This window comes from Shewanella basaltis, assembly GCF_023283885.1.
GTDB lineage: Bacteria > Pseudomonadota > Gammaproteobacteria > Enterobacterales > Shewanellaceae > Shewanella > Shewanella basaltis.
On the sequence record NZ_JAKILA010000017.1, the window covers coordinates 12,866 to 31,685 of the forward strand.

Below are 18,820 nucleotides of genomic sequence, written 5' to 3' on the forward strand. Positions count from 1 at the left end.
AGTTAACCCTGTAGTCGCAATTAACACACTACAGAACACATAGTTAACACTCGTAAAGGAACGTTAAGAAGTATGAAATATTCAATTCTTGCTGCAGCAGTTATCAGTGCCCTTTCATTTCCTGGTTTGGCTGAGAGTCAAACAGACGAAACAGTAGAACGTATTGAAGTTCGTGGTGTTAGACAAAAACTTCAGCAAGATGGCAGATTAAAAGATGTCATACAAAAAACTGAAGTGCTTGATGAAATCATGATAGAAAACAAAAACGCACTTAGCTTAACAGACGCCATTAATAATGAACCTGGTGTTAATGTGTCAAACGAATGTTCAATGTGTGGGGTTAAGCGTGTCATGTTAAACGGCATGAAAGGTGAACACACAACCATTTTGGTGGATGGCCTCCCTACCCACACACTGATATCAGGTTTTTATGCTGTTGATGCGATATCAACAACGGGTGTTGACCGTATTGAAATTGCTCGAGGTGCTGGTGCCTCGCTTATTGCCCCAGAAGCAATTGGCGGTACCGTGAATATCGTGACCAAAGAAGCTTATGAAAACCAAGCGGTTGTAGATATTGCTAAAGGCTCACATGATTACACCACATTTAAGAGTATGGCGACTGGGGTGTCAGAAGACGGTAAAACGGGCATCACATTAACCGGACAATATGATAAGCAAGATCAAGAAGATCATGATGATAACGGAGTCAGCGAAGCGCCATTTCAAGAAAATCAAACCCTAAGTGCCCTACTTAGTTATGACGTAAACAACAGTAATAACATTCACGTTCGTATTGCCAAAGTTAACAGCGAAGTATTTGGTGGCCCCATGATTGGTGGGCAGGTCGGCTCCATTCAAAGTGCCCTCGCCAGCTATGACGGCATTGAGTCTGAGCAGTTATTTGAAGGCGATGATATTCGTAACCAATACATAGGTAAACCCTGGGAAACCACGGAGTGGATAGATACTGAACGAAATGAAGCGTATGTAAAATGGCTAAGTGAATGGACTGATTATACCACTTCAGAATTAGCGGTAAGTTATGCCAAGCACAATCAAGACTCATTTTATGAAGGTATTGATTACCGTGCCAAAGACACCATGATGTATTTTAGGGCCAAATTCGATACTGAATTAACTGAACAACATTTTTTGAGTTACGGTGCAGATATACGTAACGAAGAGATGCGTTCGTTTACCGATGCATTAAGCAATGTAGCAGACTATGTAAGTGACTCTTTTGATTATCAGGTAAAAGGCCTGTTTGTACAAGACACCTGGACACCCACTGACAGTGTTGAAATTGCCATGGCGGTGCGGATTGACAATGTTCGCGCTGACTTTATTGATGATAAAAAGCCCGGTGTAGAAATTGACGAAACCTTTGTCGCCCCACGAGTTGATATGCGTTATTTCCACAATGATGAGTTTACCTCGCGTTTATCTGCAGGTCGTGGCTATCGCGCTCCGCTATCCTTCTTTGAAACCGATCATGGCATTTTAGATTCTGAAAAAGGCTATTTAATTGATGTCGATTCACTCGAAGATTCACAATCAATAAATTATGCATTGAGTTATGAAGGCGATGAGTTAACCAGTACTTTTTCTGTTGCTCATTCTAACGTTAAAAACCTTGCCGCACTGCAAGAAACCGACGATGGAGTGCCTATCCTAACTCAGTTAGATGAAGATGCCTCTGTGACCACATTCGATTTAGTCGGTGGCTACAGCTTTAATGACAATTTAACCGTTAATGCCAGTGTGGAGTATTTTGATTATAACGATGTGTTTCGCTCATCGTACGCCATCGCCCCCATTGAGACGCGTGCCGGTTTTGATGTGGAATGGAGAACAGACGATTTAACGGTTTTTTGGAGCACAATTTGGTTTGGCAGTCGAGATTTACGCGACTATGGCTATGATGGCTATAACATTAAAGGCGATTCAAGCTCTGTTAAAACGCTTAACGCCCCATCATTTATGGTGTCTGATATCAAAATACAGTACAGCCTAACTGACAGTATTAAATTGTATGGTGGTTTATCTAATATTTTTAACTACACGCAAATTGAAGAAGGCGAATCACCATTATTTTACGATGCAAATGGGGGCTACGACGTGGCTTACATTTGGGGCCCTTTACATGGAAGAGAGTTTTACTTAGGTGTTGAAGCTAAATTATAACCGCATAGCATTACTGGCATGTTTATTTGTCAGTAATGCAGCTCTTGCACAAGGTGAAACGGTCGCGCAAGTTGAGCTTAAAGACTTGCGCTCTAGCCGGACAACGGTAAGTTATCACCCGAACAAGCCAACAATATTGATGTTTTATCAGCCAGGGTGTAAGTGGTGTAAAAAACAAGGTGAAACAATGGCTAGGCTACAAAAACAATGTAGCGACAGTATTCACTTTACTTTAGTTGGCGATAAAGGCACTCGCAGTGAATTAAAACGCGAATTACGCCACTTTAGCGACGTATTACCTGCCCTGCAAAACACCGATGTTTTTGCAAGACAAAGTGGCGGCATTATTGGTTTTCCCACAACCTTGGTGATTGACAATAACGGTGAGATTTTAGTCAATAACCGGGGGATGATGAAAGACACCATACTCAACCGCCTAGCCAATCAACTCACGCAAGGCCTGTGCTCGCCATAAGTGCACAGGCTTACCCTGTTAGGATCAAACTTTATTCGGTATAAGGTGCTATTGCTTGCATTTGCATTATATAAGCTGCCGTGCCTATTTCGCTTTCAAACATGGCGGTTTCAAGTGTTCCTGAAATCCAATACGGGTCATACAAGTTTTGTTCAAAAATGCCTGTTGGTGAGGTGACAAAAATCATTTGATTTGGCGGCGGTGGCGGTAGGTGGATACACGCGCCAAAAAATGGCACCAAAAAAAACTGCATGATGGCTTGTTCGTCATTAAACTCTAAAGGCACGATAAAGCCGGGTATGCGAATATTTTGTCCATTCATTTCATCAATCACAGTGGTTGATATCAACGCCTGCTGATATTTATCGTCACTTGCGGCTTGAATGCTATTTTGAATTTGACTGCTGATTTGATCTTCAAATGTGCCGTCTTCAATGTCATCTAAATAACTGGGGGGATTAAGCAAAGCTTGTAAGTCTGACTCTGGCATTAGTTCAGTCCATTCGACGGTTTTAAACGTCTTGCCTTGCTGCTGTTTTACAGGCGTGGTTTTGGTTAAACCATTGTCTTTGTTTTGCGCCAACACCAACGGCTGTTGCGGATTATCCATCATCATGGGTGAATGTTGATCACAAGCACTTAGCAGTAAAATCAACACCCCGGCAACGCGTAAACTGAGTCTTTTATGCATATTTCTCACTATCGATAATTTAACGGTGTCACACGGCAATGATATAATGTAACATTTATTGGATTATCCTAAAATAGTAATTTATTTATGGCTGTTGAACTCAATAACATTCGCTTTCATTATGCCAGCAATCCTGGCAAAACCGTGTTAAATATCCCCAGCTGGTCAGTGCAAAACAATGACCACATCTTAGTGACTGGGCCTTCTGGTTGCGGTAAATCAACCTTGCTTAGCATACTTTGTGGATTAGAGCACCCTAACGAAGGAAGCGTGACGCTTTTTGGAGAACGCATCGACAAAATGAATGCTCGGCAACGAGATCGTTTTCGCGCAAATCATATTGGTTATATTTTTCAGAAACTTAATCTTATCCCATACCTTAATGCCATTGACAACATCATGCTTGCAACTCGCTTTTGTGAGTCAAATAAGGTGACATCTTACCAAGAGGTAATGGCCATGTTGGACTCACTGAATATGTCAGCGCAAGACTGGAATAAACCCATACGTTTACTCAGTGTTGGCCAACAGCAACGAGTGGCGATTGCCAGGGCATTAATTAACAAACCCAAATTACTCATTGCAGACGAGCCCACCTCGTCACTTGATCTGAGTAATCGTGATGCGTTTATGGCCCTGTTAATGTCGATGATTGAAATGACAAACATGACATTGTTATTTGTAAGCCATGACGTGTCTTTATCAGGATATTTTAATCACACCCAACAACTTAAGCAGATTAACCATATTGAAGGTGGCGACAATGCTTTTTAAACTGGCACTTTTAAGCTTAAAAGATCGCAAAAACTCGGTATTACTTTCAGTATTGGCGATGACAGTCAGCATTGTTGTATTAATTGGAATTGAACATATTCGCCAACAAACTAAGGCTAATTTTGCTAGTACTATCTCTGGCGTTGACCTAATTGTAGGAGCAAGAACAAGCAGTATGAATTTACTGCTCTACTCCGTTTTTAGGATTGGTAACCCAACAAATAACATTCGTTGGGATACTTACCAGGCGATTGCTAATAGTAAACAGGTTAAATGGGCTATCCCTATTTCACTTGGCGATTCACATAAAGGTTTTCGGGTAATGGGGACAACGCCTGAGTATTTTGATTTTTTTAGTTACGGCCAAAAACATGGGTTAACTTTTAAAACAGGGTCACGATTCAATCATGTATTTGACGTGGTTCTAGGGGCAGATGTTGCCAACCAATTGGGTTATCGTCTTGGAGATAAAATCACGTTAGCTCATGGTATTGGTGCAACCAGCTTTAGTCACCATAGTGCCAACCCTTTTACTGTGAGTGGCATTTTGGCAAGAACGGGAACACCGGTTGATCAAACCGTACACGTGAGTTTACAAAGTATTGAAGCGATTCATAACAGTGGGCCACAAACTGTGCAATTAAGTGAGGCGTTATCATTAATAGATGTCCAAGATGACCCAAGCTTGCAACCTAAAACCATTACCGCTTTTATGGTTGGCCTAGAGAATAAAATGGCGATATTTCAATTTCAAAGAACGGTTAATGAGTACGCCTTAGAACCCATAGTCGCAATTTTACCCGGCGTTGCATTAAGTGAACTGTGGCAAATGATGGGCATGTTAGAAAATACGCTTTTACTGATTTCGGTCCTTGTATTTATTGCAGCCAGTTTTGGAGTAAGCGCCATGCTGTTAGCCTCTATTCGCGAGCGACGGCATGAAATTAATTTGCTTCGGATGATTGGTGCGCCAGCTTATTTCTTGTTTTTACTTATCCAGGCAGAAGCTTTATTAATCACCCTATTAAGCTGTGGATTAGGTCTCAGTTTGTTGTCGACTTGTTTGTGGTTGTTTGGCGATGAATTAGTGTCGCAGTTTGGGCTGAATATTGACGCCAATTTGCTCACACTAAACACCTTGTATGTGACAATGGCTACGATGATTGCGTCTGTGTTAATTGCCATTATCCCGTCTTTAACCGGTTATAGACACGCGAAACAGCTCAATAACTGATGTGTGCTTGTATTTATTTAATCACATAATTGTGTAGTTCAGTCATGGTAAGTAAACACACCACAGATGCAGATGAGTGTAGATGTGTGGCTAACACTAAACTCATGGTTCGTTTTATCGTTAACCACTGCTTGCCCTAAGCGCCAGTGAATGAGTGCTTAGGCTTACTGCTACCATAATGCCTGTGTGCAATGCTTAATGTACTTGCACATATTAAATGTGATGTTATAACATAACTAAATTGAGCGTCGATAAATAGGCGTCGTAAAAGATATCACCGAAAGCACTCATTGGAGCTACTGCATTATGCCACACCCTCTTCCCGTTACCGTGTTGTCAGGTTTTCTTGGCGCAGGGAAAACCACAGTATTGAGCCATATCCTTAATAACCGTCAAGGTAAAAAAGTCGCGGTTATCGTTAACGATATGAGTGAAATAAACATTGATGCTACGCTGATTCAACATGAGGTATCCCTGAGCCAGCAGCAAGAAAAATTAATCGAAATGAGTAACGGCTGTATTTGTTGCACCCTTCGTGAAGACTTATTGCTTGAGGTCACTAAGCTGGCTAAAGAAGGTCAGTTCGACTATTTAGTGATTGAATCAACCGGTATTTCAGAACCGCTACCCGTAGCAGAAACATTTACCTTTACCGATGAAGACGGTACATCACTTTCAGATATCGCCACTCTCGATACCATGGTGACTGTGGTTGATGGCGTTCATTTTTTGAAAGATTATGAAGAAGCTAACGACTTACAAGCGTCTGGGGTTTCTTTAGGTGAAGACGACGAGCGCAGTGTTGCAGACTTACTCATTGAACAAGTTGAGTTTGCAGATGTATTACTCATTAGTAAAACAGATTTGGTAGCAAAAGAAGATATTGACAGGCTTACCGCCATTCTAAAGACGCTTAACACCAATGCTCGTATTATTCCTATCACCAAAGGAAGTGTTGATATTAATGAGGTACTCGACACTGGATTATTTGATTTTGAGCGTGCACAACAAGCACCGGGTTGGCTTAAAGAAATGCGCGGAGAACATCTGCCAGAAACTGAAGAATATGGCATAAGCAGTGTTAGCTATACCGCTAGACGACCATTTTACCCGCAATTATTTTATCAATTTGTGCATGACACGCAAAAATTCGGCAAATTAATTCGATCTAAAGGCTATTTCTGGTTGGCGACACGGCCACAGTTTGCAGGGCAATGGAATCAAGCTGGCGGTATCGCCCATTATGGTTTTGCTGGCATGTTTTGGAAATCTATCCCACAAAAAAACTGGCCAACAGATCAGCAATCCTTAAATGAAATACACAAACATTGGCAAGAACCCTTTGGCGATATGCGTCAGGAACTGGTATTTATCGGCCAGGGGTTAGATCAAAGCGCCATGATAAAAGCACTGGATGATTGTTTGTTATCTGACGAGGACTTACTTAAGGGTAAAGCACATTGGCAGACTTTACATGACCCATTTCCGATTTGGGAGGAAGATGAATGAGTACCCTAATGACTTCGCAAAACGGTGTGAGTACACCTGCTTATTTTAAGCAGCCAATTGAGGGGGCTGATCCCACAGTTTTAACGGATATTTATTTAGCTCATACCAATATGGTCATTTGGAAGCGACAGTTGACAAACCCACTTGCACAAGCCGCTAAAACAATTTTGGCAGAACGGCCTAAGCTAAAAACAGCGATGATTGTGTCACCTCAACACACCATCGAAGCGCTCAAGGACGCTCTGGGTAACACACCGTCTGTTACGCTTTTAAGTGAAGACATCGCTCAACTTGTAGAGATGTTTTGCTGTTTGTTTGATTTAGAAGACGTGGGATTAAGGCTGACAGCCCTAGACAGTGCCATGTGCCCAAGGTTTCATGTTGATAAGGTTCCATGCCGCCTTGTTACCACCTACCATGGCGTAGCTTCAGAATGGATTGCTGATATTGATGCCAATAGAAACCTAATGGGTCAAACCGATCCGCAATCAAAATTGATAAAAAGCACTGAAGATATTCGCCAACTCAATCAAGGTGATGTCGCATTATTAAAAGGTGAATTATGGCAAGGCAATGAGGGGTATGGGCTTATCCATCGCTCACCACAGTTAGTCGATAATAGCCTTAGGCTTTTGTTAACCCTTGATTTTGTGAACAATTAAGGAACGATTATGTTTTCATGCTTTGCGCGTATTGGTATCATGGTCCTTGTTATGAGCTCAATAAACACAAGCCATGGCTCAGAATACACTTCATCTGTTAATGCCCATGTCCATGGGCTGTCGACACTCACAATCGTTGCTGAGCAAAATACCCTTAAGATAGAGCTTCATTCACCAAGCGTTGATATCATTGGATTTGAACACAAAGCGACGTCAGCCAGTGACATAGCGCAGCTCGACAAGGCCGTAATCACATTGCGACAACATAATTCGTTATTTAACATACAGGGCACTCATTGTTTGCATGTTAATACGGTTGTTGCTGTCCCCCCTAGCGTTGCCTCACTAGATGAAGGTGACACGCTGCATCACCACGATGAACTGAACATAACAAGTGATCACCATGACGGCCACAGTGAAATGATCGCCAGCTATGTATTTCAGTGTCACGACATGACTAAGTTGTTATCTATTGAGGTTAAGATGTTTGAGGTTTTTTCTGGTATGAAAGACATCAATACCATGTGGGTAACACAGGCACAGCAAGGGGCAACAAGATTAACGCCTGATCAGCCCATGATTGTTTTTAAGTAGCCATTTATTTTAAGTAACAACTGGTTTTTAAGTGGCAATTGATTTTAAGTGACAAGTGGATTTAAGTGATAAGCGATATTAACCAATAAGCCTAATCACGATTTTTGTGCTAATGGGTATAATTTGCCATAAACACCAATACAAACAGTTCTGCTTAGGGACATTAAATGCTAGAGCAACATCTGTTAGGTGAAATGAAATAAAAACAGTAAATAACCTGAGCACGGGATAATACATGCCTTTCAAACAGTCCTTTGCCCTGCTCACTGCGTTGAATCGACTTACAATAGGTAGCTATTGACGCGTCAATTCGCCTTGTTAGCAGGTCAAATGACAAGCTTGAAAGTGAGAATGGGTAACATGTTGATTTTAAATAGTATAAGTTCATCCCTTATCCCGAGCTCAGGTTAAATAAATTATAGAGGCGACATAAGCAACAAGGTAATATCTGTTTTAGCGATTTAAATTAACCAAGGATTAAGCATGCCTTACACTGTTGATATTCACGCCCATACCATCGCATCGACACATGCATACAGTACAGTTCACGATTATTTGTCTGTGGCAAAATCAAAGGGCATCAAATTATTTGCCATCACTGATCATGGACCAGACATGGCAGACGCACCTCATTTTTGGCATTTTGTGAATATGCGGGTACTGCCCAGAGTCGTTGATGGTATAGGTTTGTTAAGAGGTATAGAGGCAAACATTAAAAATGAATACGGCGAAATAGATTATTTTGGCAGTTATTTAAAAGAGCTCGATATTGTACTGGCAGGCTTTCACGAGCCGGTGTTTCCTCCGTCAACCAAAGAGGCGCATACCAATGCGCTAATCAAGTGTATCCAAAGCGGTCATGTCGACATTATCACTCATCCGGGCAATCCATCTTACCCTATCGACATCAATAAAGTCGCCAGGGCGGCAGCAGAGCATAATGTTGCGCTCGAAATTAATAATTCATCGTTTCTGACCTCACGTAAAGGCAGTTTGCCAAACTGCACTGCAATTGCTAACGCGGTTAAACAAGCAGGCGGATTACTGGTGATGGGATCGGACTCTCATGTGGCATTTAGCCTAGGCGAGTTTGAAAAATCAGTAGAGGTGATTGCCGCTGTCGACTTTCCGATTGAACGATTATTAAATCGCAGCCCTGCGGCATTGTTACATTTTTTGGTGTCTCGGGGCCACACCACCTTAGATGAGTATAAGGTACTCATCGATTAGCAAGATCCTTTCAATTGCCTGTAACGTAATAATAACGATATTACAATTTAACGCCATTTAAGCTGCAGATTTTAATCAGCCAACGCAAAGGATCCCTATGCATTTTACTCAAGCCAGCATCAATGCCTTAGATAGCCGAACACGGGCTCACTTTATTAATAGCTTATCGGGGTTTAAAAGTGCCAATCTTATTGGCACCCAAGATCAACAAGGAAACACAAACCTAGCCATTGTAAGTTCTGTGGTTCACCTTGGTGCTAATCCCCCCTTGGTTGCCATGATTATGCGGCCTCACACTGTGCCTAGGCACACCTTTGAAAATATCAAACAAACTGGGGTTTATACCATTAATCAGGTAAACCAGTCGATATTTAAGCAAGCCCATCAAACGTCAGCGCGTTATGATAAACACGAATCAGAATTTGAACACACTGGATTAACAACAGAGTATTTATCAGGGTTTACCGCTCCTTTTGTTAAAGAAAGTCGGCTCAAATATTCAGTAAAACTGGCCGAGCATCAACACTTAGCCATTAACGGCACTGAATTATTAATTGGTGAAATTATTGATGTGTATGTTGACGATAATGCCGTTGCAGAAGATGGCTTTATTGATTTACAGGCGCTAGATACCGTGGCGGTCACCGGACTTGATAGTTATCACAGCACCCATAAATTAGCTCGTTTACCTTATGCTAAATAACCTAAGCGCTGGATAAAAAATACCTTTCAAACGGCGTTTTGGCTTTCTCACAGCGTTAAATTAACTTGCAATAGGCGAGCTATTGGCGCGTAAAATCGCCTTGGGATGTGTGTTAGCTTGATAACCTATTGATGTTACGCATAAGCAAAACATCTTTTATTATGGTGTGATTAAATACAAGTGTCGTGATTAACTAAAAGTGGCGATTAAATAAAAAAATCCCATTGTATTCAATGGGATTTTGATTTTATCTAACGCTATACTTACTGCTGAGTTAAAAACCGTTCTTTAACGGCTTGTGCCATTAAATTGGGTGGGATTAACCCCTGCTCTAACACAAAGTTATTAAACGCTAAGCGGTCAAATTTATCACCTAAGGCAATTTCTACCTCGGCTCTGATTTCGAGTAAACGTGATAAACCATAAAAATAGCTGCCCGCTTGCCCAGGCATTCTCATGGTGTATCGGTCTACCTCTTGTTTTACTGCCGCTTCAGAAAACACCACGTCGTTACGCAACAGTGTATATGCGTTTTCTTTTGTTGTTAAACCAAGATTTAACATTGGGTCTAACATGGCGCGAGCGTTACGTAACAATCGGTGCTGAAGTGCAATCAGCTGTGCTTCAATTGGCAAATACTGCAGCATTTCTGCTTCGGCGTACAGTGCCCAACCTTCAACATTGACACTGTTAAAAGCATAATACACACGCGCTAATGATACGCCCTGCTCTAACATAACCGAAAATTGCAATTCATGGCCTGGGCGACCTTCGTGGGCACTTAAGGTGTAGGCAACCGCATTAAAGTTAAAGTCATCGTATGCCGCATCACCTGTTAATGCTGGGTTACCTGTCGTGAGTACAAATTGGCCTTGTTCACCTGTGTTACCAATAAATGGTGGCGGTAGCATGTGTGGTGCCGGACTTCCAGCTGCTTCGGCGTCGCTTGCAAGGCGCATTATCATGTCGCGTTCTGGTAAATTAACCACCTTTTCTTGACTGATTAACGCTTCAAGCTTTTTATTGATTGCTTGATAATGGCCTTCAATTTTATCATTGCTTAAAGCATCTTTTTTCAGTGCTTTAATGACATCGCGATAATCAGTTGATGGCATGTTAAATTTTTTGGCAACTAGCGGCGCTAATGCCTGCATGTTTGCCTTGGTGATCATGTAACTTGCTTTTGCACGCTCAATTAATAACTCTGGCTCAATATCAATACCAACAGTTTTGAGATTTAGTGCATAAATTTCAGCAGGTAAACGAAAATCGTCGCGACTTGTCGGAATAACCGTTTTTTCAGCCCACTGACGGTAATCGGCAATTTGCTGTTTTAGCAGTGACAGATTTTCATCGGCTTTGATGAAATCATTTTTGTCAAATAGCTGCTCCAGACCCTGTAGTAAGGTATCTGTTCTTTCCAGCGCCTGATTAACTTCTTCTTTTGTGGGTCCCATCAGGGTTTTATTAGCAAGTGCTGCTTCATATAAGGCTTTGGCTTGCTCTGTTAATGGTGCTTGCCCCATTTTACCGACATAACAGGCAAGACGGGTGTTGGCTGCTTGTTTACGCGTATCTGACATTTGCTCATCAAGTAACGCCGACACACCTCTAAAAATGATTAAGGGCACATCTACCCAAGGTAGCATGTACTTGTCTTCGAGTTGGCTTGACGCAATAGTCTGATCTATGTTGTTGATAATAATGTTGAGATCTTGGCGAACGGGCAATGACTCTTGTGTTAGCAGCGCCGCTTGCAAGGTTTTCTTACTGGCTTGTAACGTCGCGAGGTACTTTTCTTGTTGTGCCTTTGTAATATTGCTGCATTGGCCGTCAACCTCTGTTATGCCAATTGAGCTTGCCATTTCGGGTTGAAATTGACTGGTTATTTTAATTTGTTTATTGGTGTATTCATTACTGACATCAACCCAATTTGACGCTGTCGTCGTCAACGGAAACAAAGTCAATAACGAAATAGCAGAAATGAGCATTTTGCCTGACATCGGCTTAGTCCCTTATTTTTTATGGAAGAAATACTATAGCTGAATAAAGACGAAAAGTGGTGTGCAGCAATTTAACTAATCTGTAACGAATCGTAATCTGCAGTTAAACGAAGTTGCATAATGATGATAGCCGCGACGATAACAAATAAAAAAACGCAGTGGTTGCACTGCGTTTTTACATGCTAAATAAAGCCTTATTAATTAAAAAACAAAATCTTCACTGGCTAACGCCATCATCGAATCAACCCCATTTGCGATACACGCCGCATGGCCTTTTGCTCTAGGTAACATTCGCTGCATATAGAACTGCGCGGTTTTGATTTTAGCTTCATAAAAAGCTGCCTCTGTGGTACCTGCCGCCAGTTTATCTTGCGCCACTTTTGCCATTTTCGCCCAGAAATACGCCAAGGTGACATAACCGGCGTACATTAGGTAGTCGACCGATGCGCCGCCAATTTCATCAGGGTTTTTCATGGCTTTACCGCCAATCAGTACGGTTAATTCATGCCACTCTTTGGCATAGGCCATAATAGGTTTAATAAATTCAGCCATGGCAGGATTGTCCATGTTTTGCTGGCAAAATACCGTTACGTCTTTAGAGAATGGCTTTAATATTTCGCCTTGAGTACCAATGATTTTACGAGCCAATAAATCAAGGGCCTGAATACCGGTTGTGCCTTCGTATAAGCAACTGATTTTTGTGTCGCGCATGAGTTGTTCCATGCCCCACTCTTTAATAAAACCGTGGCCGCCAAAAATTTGCACGCCGTGGCTAGTACATTCAAAGCCAAGCTCAGACAAAAACGCTTTGGCAATTGGCGTAAGTAAAGCCAGTTTGGCTTCGGCATCGGCTTTAACAGCCTCATCTTTTTCTGCATGGCCAATATCAACCAGTTGCGCTAAATATGCCACTAATGCACGGCCACCCTCAGCAATTGATTTTTGCGTCAGTAACATTCTGCGCACATCTGGGTGCACAATAATGGGGTCGGCTGGGCCAGTTGGATTTTTAACCCCACTGATGGAGCGCATTTGTAAACGATCTTTGGCATAGGCCAGTGCGCCCTGAAACGACGCTTCAGCAGCAGCAACGCCTTCGTTGGCAACACCAATACGAGCAGCGTTCATAAAGGTGAACATGCATTTTAAGCCGCGATTGGGTTCACCAATCAGGTGACCGGTTGCGCCGTCAAAGTTAATCACACAGGTTGCGTTACCATTAATCCCCATTTTGTGTTCAATAGAGCCACAATTAACACCATTTCGATCTGCAATTGTGCCGTCTTCAGTGACGTTAAATTTAGGCACAATGAACAGTGAAATCCCTTTATTGCCTTCTGGAGAGCCAGGAATACGGGCAATAACAATGTGGACAATGTTTTCAGACAGGTCATGCTCACCTGCCGAAATAAATATTTTTGTGCCGCTGAGAGAATAAGTGCCATCGGCTTGAAGTTCTGCTTTAGTGCGTAGCATGCCTAAGTCGGTACCGCAATGAGGTTCGGTTAAACACATAGTACCGGTCCATTTACCGTCAACAAGGTTTGGCATAAATTGCTGTTTTTGGGCTTCTGTGCCGTGGGCTTCAATGGTTGCTAATGCGCCGTGGCTTAGGCCCGGGTACATGGCAAAACTGTGGTTCGCACTTGAAAATAACTCTGCAATACTGATGTTTAACGAATGAGGTAAACCCTGGCCACCAAACTCTTCAGATTGCGATAAGGTTGGCCATCCACCTTCTACATATTGTGCATAAGCTTGTTTAAATCCGTCTGGGGTGGTGACCACGCCATCCTTCCATGTGCACCCTTGTTGATCGCCTATTTGGTTTAATGGCGCCACCACTTCTTCAGTTAATTTTGCCGCTTCAGCAATAATGGCATCAACCATATCTAGGCTGGCGTCGTGATAACCAAGGTGCTGATAATGGCTGTCGCAGTCGAGCAATTCTTGCATAACAAACTTAACATCTCGGATGGGGGCTTTGTATTCAGGCATTGTTGCTCTCCAAATTGGTTACTATAAATAATGGATTAGGCTCAATATGTTGTGGTTAGTACACCACAAAAATAGGCGTTATCTCTGATGCTAAATTAACTTTAGTTATTATCCAAATGCATATTAATTATAGGTATACATTCAAATTATTTATAGTTGTACCCATATTGGTGACACACATTGGCACACATATCACGACCAATACGCTTCTTATTTTGCACATTTACACACAAAATTGAGTAAAAACACTAATTTATATTGCTATTATTCACTAAACGAATACAGGCTTATTAAAATAATTGATTTGTTTAATGTGCAAACTCCCCCTAGCATGATTTGGCGGTTAATTGTTCACTATAAGTGGTGATTTTGTATTTTCGGCGTGTTTTTCAATCAGAAATACGATGCTGTTAATTCCCTTGTTGTTATTGAATAAAGCTGTATTACAGAAATCGATATTTACATTCTACAAACAAGAACGCTTAAGCGTCGTATATATCATTGGTAATTCAACGTATTAGTTTGCTTGTTTAATAACGATTAGTCTTTATCTGGGGAAATACATGAATAACAAATCACAGATCTTCAAGTACTCTATTCTTTCATTTGCAGTTTTGGGTGTGCTCAGTTCAACAGCCTCTGCCGATGATGCGCAAGCCGCTAACGAAGAGGCGGATATGGAACGCATTATGGTCACGGCATCTAAACGACCAAAAGGATTACAAGAATCGCCAGTGGCGGTTTCTGTGGTCAGCAGTAAAGCCATTGAGCAGGCTAAAGTCATGGACATTGATGACTTACAAACCTTGGTACCCACCTTACGCGTTACACCGTTACAACGTTCGACAAATACCAACTTTGCCATTCGGGGGTTTGGTAATGGCACCAATAACACAGGTATTGAACCCTCTGTTGGGGTCTTTATTGATGGTGTTTACCGCTCACGTGCAGCCGCACAAATTGGCGATTTACCCAGACTGCAACAAATTGAAGTATTGAGCGGCCCACAAAGTACCTTATTTGGTAAAAATGCTTCCGCTGGGGTGATAAGCGTAACCACACGAGAACCGGCTTATTACCAAGAAGGAAAAATCGAAGCCGGTATCGGCAACTTTAATCAAAAAGTGATGAAAGGCTATTACACCAATGGGATCACCGACAATTTGGCCTTTAGTGTGTCGGGTGGTTTTAATACTCGCGATGGCTATACCGAATCAGTTTCTGGCCTAGATGATGTCAATAATAAAGACCGTTGGAATGTGCGCGGCCAAGCACTTTTTGAACCAACAGAAGATGTGAAACTACGTCTCATTGCAGACTACAGTAAAATTGAAGAAGCCTGTTGTACTGTCGAAAACTCGATAAATGGCCCAACAACTGCGGCTGTGCGCGCATTAGGCGGTATGGATTTAGACGAAACCAGCTCATTTGCCTATCAATCCACCTTAAACTCAGACCCCATTAATAATGTTAAAGACGGCGGCGTGTCGCTGCAAATAGATGTCGATTTTGACGGCTACTCGTTCACCTCTATCAGTGCAGTGCGCAATAACGAATCTGATTTTATGAATGATGTTGATTACACCACCCTAGATATTCTTACCGAAGGCGGATACACCGACATTGACACCATGACACAAGAATTTCGCTTAACCTCTACCGGCGAGCGGACCTTAGAATGGATGTTTGGTGCTTATTTGTTTCATGAAGAAGTGATCACGGGCGATACTTTATATTATGGCAATGACATCCGAAATTATTTTGATGTGTTAATGGCTGCAGGTGGTGCTCCTGGCTTACTAGGTGGTGTTGAAGGTGTATATGGTCTAGATCCTGGCACCTTTTTCTCAAGTGCTTCTGCCGTGAGTTCAGACTTTGAGCAAGACAATGATGCCTATTCATTATTTGCCAGTTTTGATTACCACATTAATGATCAATTTACCGCGATATTTGGGGTTAGTTACACCAATGATCAAAAAGAAGTCACCATTGCCCAAAATAATACCGATGTATTTTCGTCGCTAGACCTAGCCACCGAGCCAACATTGTTTGGTGTGCCCATTGGCAGTATACCAACATTAGCACCAGCAGTGCCTACCTTACAAAGCTTACAGTTTTTACCGCCCATGCTAGGCCTGCCTAATGGGGTTGAAAACAATAAAACCGATGACAGTAAAACCACTTGGTCATTGCGTTTATCTTACGAACTTAACGACAACATTAACGTGTTTGCTACTGCCGCAACAGGATTTAAGGCCTCATCGTGGAACTTATCGCGTTACTCTAGCCCATTTGCATCAGATCAAGCGGCATTAGCCACTGCAGGAATAGAACAACCCAACCAGGTGTATGGCGGCCGTTATGCGTCACCAGAAGAAGCCAAAGTGTACGAGATTGGCATAAAAACCCAGTTTGAAAATGGCTCCTTTAACGCCACCTTATTTGACCAAACCATTGAAGGCTTTCAATCTTCAATTTTTATTGGCACCGGTTATGTGTTAGCCAACGCGGGTAAGCAAAGTACCCAAGGTTTAGAGTTCGACTCAAATTATAACTTAACCGATGACTGGTCATTTACATTAGCAGGCACCTTCCTTGATCCTGTTTATGATTCGTTTGAAGGCGCATCGGGTCTAGATGGTCCAACTGACTTATCTGGTGAAAAGCCAGCAGGAATACATGAGGTGAGTATTACCGCAGGAGTGGTGTACAACTTCGAAGTCTTTAATGGCGCAGATGGCTATGTACGCGCAGACTATTTATATGAAAGTGACGTTAAAGTGGCCGAAAATACCCCAGAGTCATTATCACGCGAGGTCAATACCGTTAATGCCAGTACCGGTTTAGCCTTTGATAACGGTCTAAGTGTGCAACTGTGGGTACGTAATTTAACCAATGACGAGTACTTGTTGTCGGCATTTCCACCGCCAATTCAAGCTGGCAGCTTTAATGGTTACCCTAATCAACCGCGTACGTTTGGTGCCAACGTTTCGTACCAATTTTAATCACCACCACAGTAACGCCAGGCAGTTAATTGCTGGCGTTACTGCTTAATCATTCTCAACATCAGGTGTGGCCTGATAAATAACAATAAGAGTTGTCACTATGTCTATAGAATCTATTTTAAAAAACCGTTATTCCGTTCGTGCATTTCAGCCTAAGCCTGTACCAGAAAGTGTGCTCAAACAAATCTTTTCTAGTGCGCAACTTTCCCCGTCTAACTGCAATGTGCAACCTTGGCAATCGTGTGTGGTTTCAGGTTTAACTAAAGATAAGTTAAAGGCAAAGTTCATCGAAACATTAATGAGCGGTGCAACGCCAAATCCTGACTTTAATTGGTTACCGCAATATCAAGGTATACACCGTGAACGTCAATTTGGTTCTGCAAATGCACTATACAGCTCAGTGGGTATTGCCCGAGAAGACAAAAAAGCCCGTCAAATGGCCATGGTACGTAACTGGCAGTTTTTTGATGCGCCACATGCAGTCTTTTTTACTATGGATAAGTACCTGGACATTATGGGCGCGGTCGATTTAGGCATATATGCGCAAACCTTGTCTTTAGTGATGGCAGAACACGGCGTGGCCAATTGTATGCAAGGCGCATTGGGGCAATTTCCCGATCCAGTTCGTGAAATCTTAGGTTTACCCGATGAGCGTGGCATTTTATTTGGTATGTCTTTTGGCTATGCCGACAACAGCGCGCCGGTTAATACCACACGAACAGAGCGTGAATCACTAGACACTGCTGTGACCTTTTTCGATTAACGCTCTAGCTTGACTCAATTGAAAACGGAGATGGCCTATGTCACTAACGCATCATGATATCCAAATCGATGGTGTTAACATTCATTATGTTGAGTCAGGCCCTCAAGCACCTCAACGCCCTGTTGAAACGCTGATATTTTTACACGGTTTTCCTGAATATTGGGCAACATGGCATAGGCAACTTGATTTTTTTGCCAATAAATATCGCGTCATTGCACCCGATCTGCCCGGATATCACCTTAGCGACAAACCCACGGACACCCACTTTTATACTGTGCCAAATCTGATCAGCTTTATGGCTAAATGGATAACCGCAGTAAGCCCTGGGCAGCCCGTTACCCTAATAGCCCATGACTGGGGCGGCGCTATCGCCTGGCCGTTAGCGGCATTTCACTCGCACTTGTTTACAGGGTTAGTAATTTTAAATGCCGCACACCCAAGCACCTTTACCCGCGAAATGATTAACAACCCACAACAACGAAGCAAAAGTGGGTACATCCATGAGTTGATTAAACCTAACGCGCAGCAGCTATTAACCCAAGATAATTACCACTATCTGGTCGATAAAATAATGCAAAGCCAGCAACCTGACGTGTTTAGCCCTGAGGTGTTAGAAACATATCGGCAGGTATGGCGGCAACCTGGGGCCGTCAATGGTATGTTACAGTATTATCGCGCCATGCCACAACTGGCGCAGGCAGAGTCAAATACAACAAACAATGAATCCATTGCTAAATTAACGCAGCGTCAAGTAAAACCGCCATCCGAGCTGAGCATTCCCAATATTCGCATTACTTTGCCAACACTGGTGCTGTGGGGCGAACAAGATTTGGCTTTTGTAAACGAAAATCTCGATGGCTTACTTCATTACGTGCCGAGCTGCACGATAAAACGTTTTGCTGATACCAGCCATTGGATCCAGCATGAAAGGCCAAGCGAAGTGAACAATGCAATCAGCGATTTTTTAACGTCAATCATAAAATAAAAAGGTA

General features: G+C 42.4%; 15 protein-coding genes. 12 read left to right on the top strand and 3 right to left on the bottom strand.

Translation table 11 applies throughout. From position 1 onward, the window contains the following. The first annotated feature begins 72 nt into the window (after positions 1-72). Both L2703_RS12650 and L2703_RS12655 read left to right on the top strand, forming a co-directional pair. Positions 73-2,187 carry a TonB-dependent receptor plug domain-containing protein gene (locus L2703_RS12650; protein ID WP_248971452.1) on the top strand — a complete coding sequence of 705 codons (2,115 nt, stop codon included), beginning with the start codon at positions 73-75 and terminating at the stop codon, positions 2,185-2,187. After that, complete coding sequence (locus tag L2703_RS12655; protein WP_248971453.1) at positions 2,168-2,662, top strand: TlpA family protein disulfide reductase; 495 nt, start codon at positions 2,168-2,170, stop codon at positions 2,660-2,662. Before L2703_RS12650 ends, L2703_RS12655 begins: the two co-directional genes overlap by 20 nt. Positions 2,663-2,693: 31 nt before the next feature. Here the strand turns inward: L2703_RS12655 and L2703_RS12660 are convergent, their stop codons facing one another. Beyond that, positions 2,694-3,353, bottom strand: a complete 660-nt coding sequence (locus L2703_RS12660; protein ID WP_248971454.1) for a DUF3299 domain-containing protein — start codon at positions 3,351-3,353, stop codon at positions 2,694-2,696. A gap of 87 nt (positions 3,354-3,440) precedes the next feature. Here L2703_RS12660 and L2703_RS12665 point away from each other — a divergent pair, with 87 nt between their 5' ends. From L2703_RS12665 to L2703_RS12695, 7 genes are all read left to right on the top strand, one after another. Next, positions 3,441-4,127, top strand: coding sequence for an ABC transporter ATP-binding protein (locus L2703_RS12665; protein ID WP_248971455.1), 687 nt, complete (start codon positions 3,441-3,443; stop codon positions 4,125-4,127). Continuing rightward, positions 4,117-5,361: an ABC transporter permease gene (locus tag L2703_RS12670; RefSeq protein ID WP_248971456.1), complete on the top strand. Its 1,245-nt coding sequence runs from the start codon at positions 4,117-4,119 to the stop codon at positions 5,359-5,361. The genes L2703_RS12665 and L2703_RS12670 overlap by 11 nt, the downstream gene beginning before the upstream one ends. A gap of 306 nt (positions 5,362-5,667) precedes the next feature. Continuing rightward, positions 5,668-6,870, top strand: coding sequence for a zinc metallochaperone GTPase ZigA (gene zigA, locus L2703_RS12675; RefSeq protein ID WP_248971457.1), 1,203 nt, complete (start codon positions 5,668-5,670; stop codon positions 6,868-6,870). After that, positions 6,867-7,532 carry a DUF1826 domain-containing protein gene (locus L2703_RS12680; RefSeq protein ID WP_248971458.1) on the top strand — a complete coding sequence of 222 codons (666 nt, stop codon included), beginning with the start codon at positions 6,867-6,869 and terminating at the stop codon, positions 7,530-7,532. Before zigA ends, L2703_RS12680 begins: the two co-directional genes overlap by 4 nt. 9 nt (positions 7,533-7,541) lie before the next feature. Further along, on the top strand, positions 7,542-8,126 hold the full coding sequence (locus L2703_RS12685; protein ID WP_248971459.1) for a DUF2796 domain-containing protein: 585 nt from the start codon (positions 7,542-7,544) through the stop codon (positions 8,124-8,126). Between the two features lie 483 nt (positions 8,127-8,609). Next, positions 8,610-9,356, top strand: coding sequence for a phosphatase (locus L2703_RS12690; RefSeq protein ID WP_248971460.1), 747 nt, complete (start codon positions 8,610-8,612; stop codon positions 9,354-9,356). A 97-nt stretch (positions 9,357-9,453) separates the two neighbouring features. After that, positions 9,454-10,059, top strand: a complete 606-nt coding sequence (locus tag L2703_RS12695; protein ID WP_248971461.1) for a flavin reductase family protein — start codon at positions 9,454-9,456, stop codon at positions 10,057-10,059. A gap of 263 nt (positions 10,060-10,322) precedes the next feature. On the opposite strand, the gene L2703_RS12700 is transcribed toward L2703_RS12695, so the two are convergent. Beyond that, complete coding sequence (locus L2703_RS12700; protein WP_248971462.1) at positions 10,323-12,062, bottom strand: DUF885 domain-containing protein; 1,740 nt, start codon at positions 12,060-12,062, stop codon at positions 10,323-10,325. Between the two features lie 201 nt (positions 12,063-12,263). Continuing rightward, a complete protein-coding gene (locus L2703_RS12705) occupies positions 12,264-14,060 on the bottom strand; it encodes an acyl-CoA dehydrogenase C-terminal domain-containing protein (RefSeq protein WP_248971463.1) in 1,797 nt (598 codons plus the stop codon). A 563-nt stretch (positions 14,061-14,623) separates the two neighbouring features. On the opposite strand from L2703_RS12705, the gene L2703_RS12710 reads away from it, so the two are divergent. From L2703_RS12710 to L2703_RS12720, 3 genes are all read left to right on the top strand, one after another. Further along, positions 14,624-17,065, top strand: a complete 2,442-nt coding sequence (locus L2703_RS12710; RefSeq protein WP_248971464.1) for a TonB-dependent receptor — start codon at positions 14,624-14,626, stop codon at positions 17,063-17,065. A gap of 100 nt (positions 17,066-17,165) precedes the next feature. Continuing rightward, positions 17,166-17,828: a nitroreductase gene (locus L2703_RS12715; RefSeq protein ID WP_248971465.1), complete on the top strand. Its 663-nt coding sequence runs from the start codon at positions 17,166-17,168 to the stop codon at positions 17,826-17,828. Positions 17,829-17,865: 37 nt separating this feature from the next. Next, on the top strand, positions 17,866-18,813 hold the full coding sequence (locus L2703_RS12720) for an alpha/beta fold hydrolase (protein ID WP_248971466.1): 948 nt from the start codon (positions 17,866-17,868) through the stop codon (positions 18,811-18,813). The last annotated feature ends 7 nt before the right edge of the window (positions 18,814-18,820 follow it).

Coding starts and splice junctions, on each gene's coding strand:
- L2703_RS12650 (WP_248971452.1), top strand. CDS start 73: ATGAAATATTCAATTCTTGCTGCAGCAGTTATCAGTGCCCTTTCATTT.
- L2703_RS12660 (WP_248971454.1), bottom strand. CDS start 3,353: ATGCATAAAAGACTCAGTTTACGCGTTGCCGGGGTGTTGATTTTACTG.
- L2703_RS12665 (WP_248971455.1), top strand. CDS start 3,441: ATGGCTGTTGAACTCAATAACATTCGCTTTCATTATGCCAGCAATCCT.
- L2703_RS12670 (WP_248971456.1), top strand. CDS start 4,117: ATGCTTTTTAAACTGGCACTTTTAAGCTTAAAAGATCGCAAAAACTCG.
- zigA (WP_248971457.1), top strand. CDS start 5,668: ATGCCACACCCTCTTCCCGTTACCGTGTTGTCAGGTTTTCTTGGCGCA.
- L2703_RS12680 (WP_248971458.1), top strand. CDS start 6,867: ATGAGTACCCTAATGACTTCGCAAAACGGTGTGAGTACACCTGCTTAT.
- L2703_RS12685 (WP_248971459.1), top strand. CDS start 7,542: ATGTTTTCATGCTTTGCGCGTATTGGTATCATGGTCCTTGTTATGAGC.
- L2703_RS12690 (WP_248971460.1), top strand. CDS start 8,610: ATGCCTTACACTGTTGATATTCACGCCCATACCATCGCATCGACACAT.
- L2703_RS12695 (WP_248971461.1), top strand. CDS start 9,454: ATGCATTTTACTCAAGCCAGCATCAATGCCTTAGATAGCCGAACACGG.
- L2703_RS12700 (WP_248971462.1), bottom strand. CDS start 12,062: ATGTCAGGCAAAATGCTCATTTCTGCTATTTCGTTATTGACTTTGTTT.
- L2703_RS12705 (WP_248971463.1), bottom strand. CDS start 14,060: ATGCCTGAATACAAAGCCCCCATCCGAGATGTTAAGTTTGTTATGCAA.
- L2703_RS12710 (WP_248971464.1), top strand. CDS start 14,624: ATGAATAACAAATCACAGATCTTCAAGTACTCTATTCTTTCATTTGCA.
- L2703_RS12715 (WP_248971465.1), top strand. CDS start 17,166: ATGTCTATAGAATCTATTTTAAAAAACCGTTATTCCGTTCGTGCATTT.
- L2703_RS12720 (WP_248971466.1), top strand. CDS start 17,866: ATGTCACTAACGCATCATGATATCCAAATCGATGGTGTTAACATTCAT.